Genomic DNA, 1,676 nt, shown 5'->3' on the forward strand with positions numbered 1-1,676 from the left:
ATAGCGTTATGTGATCTACTGATTTATGCCAATAATTCAATGAGACCACCGCTATCCCTGTTCATAAAGTATATCAAAATTTCTTCCGGAATACGTTAGCTCCATTTCATCAATACCGATAAAATGCTCTGATGGATGCCACAGTGGCGTTAATCAACGGTGCATCGCTGACGCTGACCAGCATCGATCATTTTTTGCCGGGGACTGCATAGGTTAAGAATAAGATTAAACGCGTTGATCGTCTCATGGAGAATGGTCTCTTACATCGAGATATCCCATTGATTTTCAGTCTAATTACCTCAATGCTGACACGGCAGTTATCTTTGTGTGTAGTTGCCATAGACTGGAGTGGCTATCCTTTCTAGGAGTATCATGTCCTTCGCGCAGGCCTTCTTTGTGACGGGCGTTCTGTTCCTTTACTGAGCTATTGAGCAAAGTCGTTCCTTTTGAAAAAAATAATCCATTGATACAAAATGATTCTCTTGATTCTCTCGCTCAATCCCTGCCACCCGATGCCAGAGTCATTATTGTCACGGATGCTGGATTTCAGAGTGCATGGTTTCATCATATTACTTCGTTGGGCTGGGATTTTATTGGTCAGATCAGAAATAACGTTCAGTTTTGTCTCGATAAGACTCGTGAAACAGGGCTAAAAGTGTCGGATTGCCCGGAATATAAAACGCGGTCATGACGCAGACTTAGTGTTGTTGTATTCTTTGCCTTTTGGATGATTGATGGCAAAGATTGATGTGGTTTGTCCTCGCTGTTCTGAAACTCATGAGGTTATCCGAAACGGTCACTCCGGCTCAGGGGCGCAGCTTTATCGCTGTAACCAATGCCCGAAGACCTTCCAGCTCAGTTATCGCTACAACGGAGCTAAACCCGAACCCCATCAGGCCATCGTTGATAGGGCGATGAACAGCTCCGGATGCCGCGATACAGCACGGGTTCTACGGATAATTCTAAATACCGTTCTTCGTCATCTAAAAAACTTACGCCGCACTAGGTAGCGCAAAACGTAGAGCTTGGCGCAGAGGTAGTTATCTGCTGTGAGGCAGATGAGCAGTGGTCATATGTCCGTTGCAAAGGCAATCAGTGATGGTTATTTTATGCTTATGATTACATCCGAAAGCGAGCCCCTGCACATGCATTTGGCCCTCGTAATGCTCTGATTTTAAAGCGTATTCCTGTACTTTTGAGCCAGTTTAAGCGGCACTGTTGCAAAGATATTGATGAGTTAGCCTTTCGTGTTATTGAAAGGTCTTATCTTTCAAAGACTCTGCTCACCAGACGCATCTCGCCTAGGGGATGCCCCAAATAAAATGATTCTGCCTGACCTTTTTGTAGCGCACGCATCACTTCAATGCCTTTGATTGTGGCGTAAGCCGTCTTCATTGATTTGAAGCCCAGCGTGGCGTTGATTATCCGTTTCAGTTTGCCATGATCGCACTCAATTATATTATTCCGGTACTGTATTTGCCGGTGATGCACATGCTGCGGACATTTACCTTCCCGCTTCAGCAATGCCAGCGCCCGCCCATACGTCGGGGCTTTATCTGTGTTGATCAACCGTGGAATTTGCAGGCGCTTCGTATTATTCAGAAGTTTACCCATAAAGCGATAGGCGGCTTTGGTGTGACGACGTGAAGACAGGTAAAAGTCAATGGTGCAGCCCC

General features: G+C 45.6%; 1 protein-coding gene and 2 pseudogenes. 2 read left to right on the forward strand and 1 reads right to left on the reverse strand.

Translation table 11 applies throughout. The features are described from left to right. Positions 1-53 precede the first annotated feature (53 nt). Positions 54-682: pseudogene (locus tag BBW68_RS17040) on the forward strand (transposase family protein); the annotation flags it as partial. Positions 683-734: 52 nt separating this feature from the next. Next, positions 735-1,321, forward strand: a pseudogene (locus BBW68_RS19955) (IS1 family transposase). Here BBW68_RS19955 and BBW68_RS13175 read toward each other — a convergent pair. Beyond that, positions 1,264-1,676: DDE-type integrase/transposase/recombinase (locus BBW68_RS13175; protein ID WP_148127524.1), on the reverse strand; the 413-nt coding region annotated here is incomplete at its 5' end. The pseudogene BBW68_RS19955 and the gene BBW68_RS13175 sit on opposite strands and share 58 nt — an antisense overlap.

Source organism: Candidatus Erwinia dacicola, assembly GCF_001756855.1.
Classification (GTDB): Bacteria; Pseudomonadota; Gammaproteobacteria; order Enterobacterales; family Enterobacteriaceae; genus Erwinia; species Erwinia dacicola.